Annotated in this window: 7 protein-coding genes and 1 tRNA gene; 1 reads left to right on the top strand and 7 read right to left on the bottom strand. The window is 74.1% G+C overall.

From position 1 onward, the window contains the following. Positions 1-304: 304 nt before the first annotated feature. The 3 genes from KS423_RS33385 to KS423_RS33375 all read right to left on the bottom strand — a co-directional run bounded on the left by KS423_RS33385 (position 305) and on the right by KS423_RS33375 (position 2,953). Entirely contained in the window at positions 305-1,129 is an 825-nt protein-coding gene (locus KS423_RS33385; RefSeq protein ID WP_224283499.1) for a nucleotidyltransferase family protein, read from the bottom strand. 112 nt (positions 1,130-1,241) lie between these two features. After that, complete coding sequence (locus tag KS423_RS33380) at positions 1,242-1,697, bottom strand: hypothetical protein (RefSeq protein WP_224283498.1); 456 nt, start codon at positions 1,695-1,697, stop codon at positions 1,242-1,244. A gap of 164 nt (positions 1,698-1,861) precedes the next feature. After that, on the bottom strand, positions 1,862-2,953 hold the full coding sequence (locus KS423_RS33375) for an ABC transporter ATP-binding protein (RefSeq protein WP_224283497.1): 1,092 nt from the start codon (positions 2,951-2,953) through the stop codon (positions 1,862-1,864). 282 nt (positions 2,954-3,235) lie between these two features. Here KS423_RS33375 and KS423_RS33370 point away from each other — a divergent pair. Further along, positions 3,236-3,309 (top strand) — tRNA-Thr (locus KS423_RS33370). Between the two features lie 63 nt (positions 3,310-3,372). On the opposite strand, the gene KS423_RS33365 is transcribed toward KS423_RS33370, so the two are convergent. From KS423_RS33365 to KS423_RS33350, 4 genes are all read right to left on the bottom strand, one after another. Beyond that, entirely contained in the window at positions 3,373-4,578 is a 1,206-nt protein-coding gene (locus tag KS423_RS33365) for a HAMP domain-containing sensor histidine kinase (protein ID WP_224283496.1), read from the bottom strand. Continuing rightward, entirely contained in the window at positions 4,575-5,393 is an 819-nt protein-coding gene (locus KS423_RS33360; RefSeq protein WP_224283495.1) for a response regulator transcription factor, read from the bottom strand. Before KS423_RS33360 ends, KS423_RS33365 begins: the two co-directional genes overlap by 4 nt. Next, on the bottom strand, positions 5,390-6,235 hold the full coding sequence (locus KS423_RS33355) for a hypothetical protein (RefSeq protein WP_224283494.1): 846 nt from the start codon (positions 6,233-6,235) through the stop codon (positions 5,390-5,392). Before KS423_RS33355 ends, KS423_RS33360 begins: the two co-directional genes overlap by 4 nt. A gap of 130 nt (positions 6,236-6,365) precedes the next feature. Further along, a partial coding sequence (locus KS423_RS33350) for a class F sortase (protein ID WP_308020278.1) occupies positions 6,366-7,101 on the bottom strand: 736 nt, incomplete at its 5' end.

Below are 7,101 nucleotides of genomic sequence, written 5' to 3'. Positions count from 1 at the left end.
CGTCGCGCAGCACCCCGGGCGCCGGTGGCGCGGGGGCGGCGCCCAAGTCCAGCCCGAGCTCCGGGGGGCTGCTCGGCGGGGTGCTGGGCAGCGCGTCGCTGGCCGACCTGTCCGGCGGCGGGGCCTCCCACCCGGGGGCGCCGACCGCGACCTGAGACCCCCGGTGACGCCGGTCGGCCGGGGGCTCCGTGGGGGAGCACCCGGCCGACGGCCTGTCCGCGTGCGGTTGTCCGGGGTTTCGGTTGTCCGGGCGCCGGTTACCGGGGTGCCGGTTGTTCGTGGCGCCGGTTGTTCGTGGTGCCGGTTACCGGGGCGCTCGGCCGGCGCCGGAGGCGAGTTCCTTGGCCGCCTCGGTGAGGTCCTTGGCGGTGTCGATGGCCCGCCAGTACACGCCCTGCGGCAGCTGGTAGCCCGCCAGCCGCTTGCCGCGGGCGAGCTGCGGGAAGGTGGTGCGCTCGTGGTCGCCCACGTCCGGCAGCAGCTCGGCGAACTCCGGGCTGAACACGTACAGGCCGGCGTTGATCAGGAAGGGCGAGGGCGGGGCCTCGATGAAGTCCAGCACGTTGCCGAACTGGTCGGTCTCCACCGCGCCCCAGGGGATCCGCGGCCGGGCCAGCGCGAGCGTCGCGACGGCGTCCCGCTCGTGGTGGAAGGCGGCCATGTCGCGCAGGCTGAAGCGGGTCCAGATGTCGCCGTTGGTGGCGTACCAGGGCTCGTCCGGGCGGGGCAGCGCCTTGGCCGCGTGCTTGAGGCCGCCGCCGCGCCCGAGCGGCTCCGCCTCGACCACCGTGCGCACCCGCAGCGGCAGGTCCGTCCTGTCCAGCCACTCCTCCAGCACGTCGGCGAGGTGTCCGCAGGAGACGACGACGTCGGTGACGCCCTCCTCGGCCAGCCAGGCCAGCTGGTGGCCGAGGATCGGCGTGCCCGTCCCGGGGATCTCGACCAGCGGCTTCGGGCGGTCGTCCGTGTAGGGGCGCAGCCGGGAGCCCTGGCCGCCGGCCAGGATGACGGCCTGGGTGACGGCCTGGGTGACGGCCTGGGCGACGGGCGTCGTGGCCGGCCGCGGCGGCCGGGACTGGGGGAGCGAGGCGGACGGGAGGCCGGCGTCGGGGCCGGAGTCAGCGGTCATGGCTGAACAATAAGGCGGCGGACGGGAGGCGTCCGCCGCCTTGGGAGACTCGGGCCCTCGGCTTCCTCGGGTGCCTCGGGTTTCCTCGGCTGTCTCGGCGTCCTCGGCCTGGTCAGCCGACGACGCCGGCCGCGAACGAGCCGTCGCAGACCGGACGGGCGAAGGAGCGGGCCCGCTGGACGTCGCCCTGGTACTTGCGCACCGCCGCCTTGCCCAACTCGCTGGCCAGCGAGGTGCAGTAGGGCGTCAGCGACGGCTGCTCGCGCATCGACCGCTCCAGCAGGTCCAGCGCGGCGGAAGGGTTCTTCGCGCGCAGCTCGTCCAGCAGCACCACCCGCAGCGACTCCTGCGGGGCGAGCCCGTCCGCGGGCTTGACCGCGGCGCCGACCGCGGTGTTGGAGCGCCCGATCCCGGCGCCATCGCCGCTGGACGCCGCCACGACCTGCTGGTCGAGCCCGGTCGGCGGGGCCCACGGGACCCGGGTCACGGCGAGGGTGCCGGTGGTCACCAGGACGACCGGCAGGGTCAGGGCGACGGTCTGGCCGATACGGCGCACAAGCTGCTTCACCCTCAGGAGAGTAGCGGTGAGTGCGGGCCCGATCGCCCTCCGTTACACCATCGAGTGACGCGGTGTCCGGTTCGTCCCCGCGCCGTGTTGACGCGGGGGTGTACGGACGGAGCCCGCCGGACCACGAGGGTCCGACGGGCTCCGAGGTGTGGCGCAGGGTTGCGTCAGTTGCTCAGGCGCAGGCCGGAGGTGGTGGAGAAGACGTGGGTCTCGTTGGCGATCGGCACGACGTGGATGGTCTCGCCGCGGGCCGGGATCTGGCGGCCGGGCACGCGGACGACCAGCTCGTGGTCCTTGCCGCCGATCTGGGTGGTGCCGTAGACGAAGCCGTCCGAGCCGAGCTCCTCGACCACGTTGACGGTCACCGCGACGCCCTCGATGCCGCCCGACGGGACGACCTCGAAGTGCTCGGGGCGGATGCCGACGGTCACGGTCTTGTCGGTGCCGGCGCCGGCCAGGTCCTCGCGGGAGATGTTGACGACCGAGCCGCCGAACTTCACGCCGCCGTCCACCAGCGGCACCTCGACCAGGTTCATGGCCGGCGAGCCGATGAAGCCGGCCACGAAGAGGTTGGCGGGCTTGTCGTACATGGTGCGCGGGGTGTCGACCTGCTGGAGCAGACCGTCCTTGAGCACCGCGACCCGGTCGCCCATGGTGAGCGCCTCGGTCTGGTCGTGGGTGACGTACACCGTGGTGATGCCCAGACGGCGCTGGAGGCCGGCGATCTGGGTGCGGGTCGAGACACGGAGCTTGGCGTCCAGGTTCGACAGCGGCTCGTCCATCAGGAAGACCTGCGGCTGGCGGACGATCGCGCGGCCCATCGCGACGCGCTGGCGCTGACCGCCGGAGAGCGCCTTCGGCTTGCGGTCCAGCAGCGCGGTGAGGTCGAGGATCTTCGCGGCCTCCTCGACCTTGGTGCGGATCTCCGCCTTGTTCACGCCGGCGATCCTGAGCGCGAAGCCCATGTTGTCGGCGACGGTCATGTGCGGGTAGAGCGCGTAGTTCTGGAACACCATGGCGATGTCCCGGTCCTTCGGCGGCAGGTGGGTGACGTCGCGGTCGCCGATCCGGATCGCACCGGTGTTGACGTCCTCCAGACCGGCCAGCATGCGCAGGCTGGTCGACTTGCCGCAGCCCGAGGGGCCGACCAGCACGAGGAACTCGCCGTCCGCGATCTCCAGGTCCAGCGCGTCCACCGAGGGCTTGTCCGCCCCGGGGTAGACGCGGGTCGCCTTGTCGTACGTGACAGAAGCCATGGTCGTTGTTCTCCTTCACCGGCAGGAACGTGCCGGACGATCCGAGTAAAGGGGGTCTGTTGTGCTCCGCCGACCCGTCAGTGGTCTGAACCACTGCACGAGCCGGCTCCCGGCGACGCTACCTGCGCATCCGCCGCTTGTCAGCCCCCACCCGACCCGATTTCGGCATCGGTTCCATCACGCCCATCCATCCCACCAACCCCCGGATATCCCCCCATCCCGTCACCCGGGCCCGGTAGACTGCCCCCGGTGCCGCCGTGATCCATCGCGGACGGCCACCGTGCCTCCTTAGCTCAGCTGGCCAGAGCACCGCTCTTGTAAAGCGGGGGTCGTCGGTTCGAACCCGACAGGGGGCTCGGCGCAGACGGGAAGGGCCGGTCCGACGGGTGTCGGGCCGGCCCTTTCGCTGTCGGCCGGGGTCAGTCCGACGGCAGGACGAGGATGGCCAGCGCGCCGCCGTCGGGGTGGTTGGCGAAGGTCAGGGTGGCACCGATGACGCGGGCGTGGCCGCTGGCGATGGTGAGGCCGAGGCCGTGGCCGCGGCCTCGTTCGGGGGCGTTGGTGCGGAAGCGCTGCGGGCCGTGCCGGAGGAGGTCCTCGGGGTAGCCGGGGCCGTGGTCGCGGACGGTGATCCGCAGGCCGTCGACGTGCAGGTGGACCGGGCCGGCGCCGTGGCGGTGGGCGTTGAGGATCAGGTTCCCGAGGATGCGGTCCAGCCGGCGCAGGTCGGTGCGGACCTGCCGGTCGGCGGTGATGTCGACGGTGACGTCCAGACCGGTGAGGGAGACGGTGCGGCGTGCCGCGCGCTCCAGCGGGACGGCGGACAGGTCGGGGGACTCGGCGTCCGCGTCCAGGCGGGAGACCTCCAGCAGGTCCTCGACCAGGCCGCGCAGCGCCTGGACCCGGTTCTGTACGAGCTGGGTGGGGCGCCCGGGCGGCAGCAGTTCGGCGGCGGTGACCAGCCCGGTGAGCGGGGTGCGCAGCTCGTGGGCGACGTCCGCGGTGAAGCGCTGTTCGTCCTCCAGCCGCCGGTGCAGGGTGCGGGACATCAGGTCGACGGCGGCGGCGAGGTCGGCCACCTCGTCCTTGCCGTCGACGAGTTCGCCGATCCGGGTGTCCGTCCCGCCGGCCGCGATGCCCCGGGCGGCGGTGGCCGCGGTGCGCAGCCGGCGGCTGATCCGGTCGGCGACGAGCACGCCGGCCAGCACGGTGGTGAAGACCGCGGCGACGACGGTGAGCAGGATGATCCGGTCCAGGTCGGCGATGGCCTGCCGGTCCTGGGCGAAGTCGACCCGGACGGACAGCACCCCGTCCTGCACCGGGCCGGCCGCCCACATTGACTCGCCGGTGCCGTCGGCGGCGAGCAGCGAGCCGTGCCGGCCGCCGTCGACGAGGGCGCGCAGCCGGCCGGGCAGGGCCGGGTCGTTCACGGCCGCGCCCCGGTCGGTCGGCTTGCCGCCGCGTTCGTAGTCGGCCAGTGCGGAGTCGAGGGCGGTGAGCGCGGAGGAACGGGCCTGGTCGACGTGCTGACGGATCATCGCCTGGTGGACCAGCAGGCCGACGGCCACCGCGACCAGGACGGCGATGGCGGCGACGGCGGTGGCGATCTGGCGGCGCAGGGTCATGCCGGGCGCCGCAGCTTGTAGCCGAACCCGCGGACGGTCTCGATCCGGCCGGAGCCGATCTTGGCGCGCAGCCGCTGCACGTGGACGTCCACGACCCGGGTGTCGGCGCCCCACTCGTAGTCCCAGACGCGTTCGAGCAGGGTGGAGCGCTCCAGCACGATCCCGGGCGCGGCGGTGAACTCCAGCAGCAGCCGCAGCTCGGTGGGGGTGAGCGGGACGAGGCGGCCGTCCACCCGGACCTCCATGCTGTCGGTGTCCACCTGGAGGCCGTCGAAGCTGCGCACGGCGACGGGAGAGGCGGGCGAGGAAGGAGGGGAAGGAGGGGAAGAGGGGACGGCGGGGGAAGAGGGGGTGGTCGGGGAAGCCGACGGGGCCTCCGGCGGCAGCGGGGAGTCGACCGCCGGGACGACCCGGATACGGCGCAGCACCGTACGGATCCGGGCGACCAGGACGGCGCTCTCGAAGGGCTTGACCACGTAGTCGTCCGCCCCGGCCTCCAGCCCGGAGACCACGTCCACCGGGTCGGTCCGGGCGGACATCATCAGGATCGGCAGCTGGCTCTCCTCCCGGATCCGGCGGCAGAGGCCGACCCCGTCGAGCAGCGGCAGCATGACGTCCAGCAGGAGCAGGTCGGGCCGGACGGCGTGGAAGGCCTCCAGTCCCTCCAGGCCGTCGGCCGCGGTGGTGACCGGGAAGCCGTAGCGTTCCAGGGCCATCCGGGTGGCCTCGCGGATCACCTCGTCGTCCTCGACCAGCAGGATGTGCGGGTGGGCGGGAGTGGCGCCGGGGGTGGCGGGGGTGCCTGCGGGGGTCATCGCTTCGCTTCCGGGAGCACGACGGGGGCGGTGGGCTCGGAGGACGGCCGGGCGGGGCGCGGGGCCGGGACGACGGCATCGGGGGCCGTCTTCTTCGGCGCGGACGGGGTGGGGCGTGCCGGGGGCGGGACGGGCTCGGCCGCGGTGGCGGCCGGCCGGCCGGTGTCCGTGCCGGTGGGCGGGAGCACGCCGACGCCCTCGTCGAGGCGGTCCTTCAGGGCGAGCCTGGTCCCGTCCCACTGGTAGTGGCTGCTGGTCCGGACGTAGGCGCTGGTCGGCTCGAACAGCCACAGGTCGGTGCCGATGGTCGCGGCGTTGAACATCGGCTGGACCTGTACCCGGAGGACGGGCAGCAGGCGGTCCTCGACGAGTGTGTAGACGTGCAGCACGACCGGTCCGGGGGTGGTGACGACGGTGATCAGCTCGGGCTGTCCGTCCCCGGTGAGGTCGCGGAACTCGGGGGCGCGGACCTCGCACCCGGCGCAGGAGCCGAGCGCCTGGCGCTCCTCCAGGCTCACCTTCGGATCCTTGGCGAGGACGGTGCGGACGTCGACCGCGGTGATGTCGCGCCCGGGGACGGTCAGGTCCGGTACGGGCTGTGGCGGCTCCTGGGCGACGCCGGTCGCGGGCGTGGCCGGCGGCGGAGAGGTGGGCAGCTGCGGCCAGAGCGCCCGGGTCACCGGCGGTGGCGTGACGGCCTGGGCCGGGCCCTGGTCGCTCAGGCCGCCGGGGGTGGCCCGGCCGAAGGCGAGGGCGGCGAGGGCGAGGACGACGACCAGGCCGGCCAGGGTGGCCACCGGGACGGCGCCGGGCCGGCGGCGGGGTGCTCGTGTTGCTGCCACGGTCGGTGCTCGTCCTCCTGGTCTGTGGCGACGCCGGGGTTCGCCGCTCCCGTCACGGCCCCGGGTGGTAGGTCGCGCGGACGGCGGCCGATGGTTCCGCGAGGCACTTCGTACGGCCGGTACCGGGTCGTCAGGCCAGGTCCGCCAGCACGATGATGTTGTCCGTCCAGTGGCCGTCCGAGCCGATCCGCCCGCCGCAGGTGATCAGCCGGAGCGCGGGCGCGGGCGTGTCGCCGTACACCTGCTCGGTCGGGAAGCGGTCCTTGGCGGCCTGGAGCAGCGTGCGGACCTTGAAGTCCACGGTGCTGCCGTCCGCGCGTCGGATCCGGATCAGCTCGCCGGGCCGCAGTTTCGGCAGCTGCTTGAAGACCGCCGGGCCGTGCACGGTGTCGTAGTGCCCGATGAGCACGGCGGGGCCGGGCTCGCCGGGGGTGGGGCCGTTGCGGTACCAGCCGACCTCGTCGCCCCGGTCGGCCGGTGGCACCTCGACCGTGCCGTCGGGGTTCAGGCCGAGGTCGGCCACCGGTGCGTCCACCCCGACGGAGGGGACCAGCAGGCGGGTCGGCGGTGAGGGCGTGAACGGCTTGGCGGCGGTGGGCGCACTGTGCTCGGTGCCGGTCGTGGCCGGGGCGCCCGGGGGCGCCGCGGGGATGTCGGTGCCGGCGCCGTGGCCGGAGGTCTCGACCCGCACCACCGGGGTCTCCCGGCCGGACAGCGCGAGTGAGGTGCCGAGCACCAGACAGAGCAGGCCCGCGGTGCCGAAGGCGGTGCGGCGCAGGGGTCCGGGGCCGGGCCGGGCGGCGCGTCGGCGCCCCCGCCGGTGTCCCTTGGCGCGTCGGCGGCTGTCGGTCCCCGCCACCGGGGCG

It is taken from the genome of Streptomyces sp. LS1784, assembly GCF_020103755.1.
GTDB lineage: Bacteria > Actinomycetota > Actinomycetes > Streptomycetales > Streptomycetaceae > Kitasatospora.
Note: the sequence above shows the minus strand (reverse complement) of the source record. Positions and strands in the feature narration are given on the sequence as shown.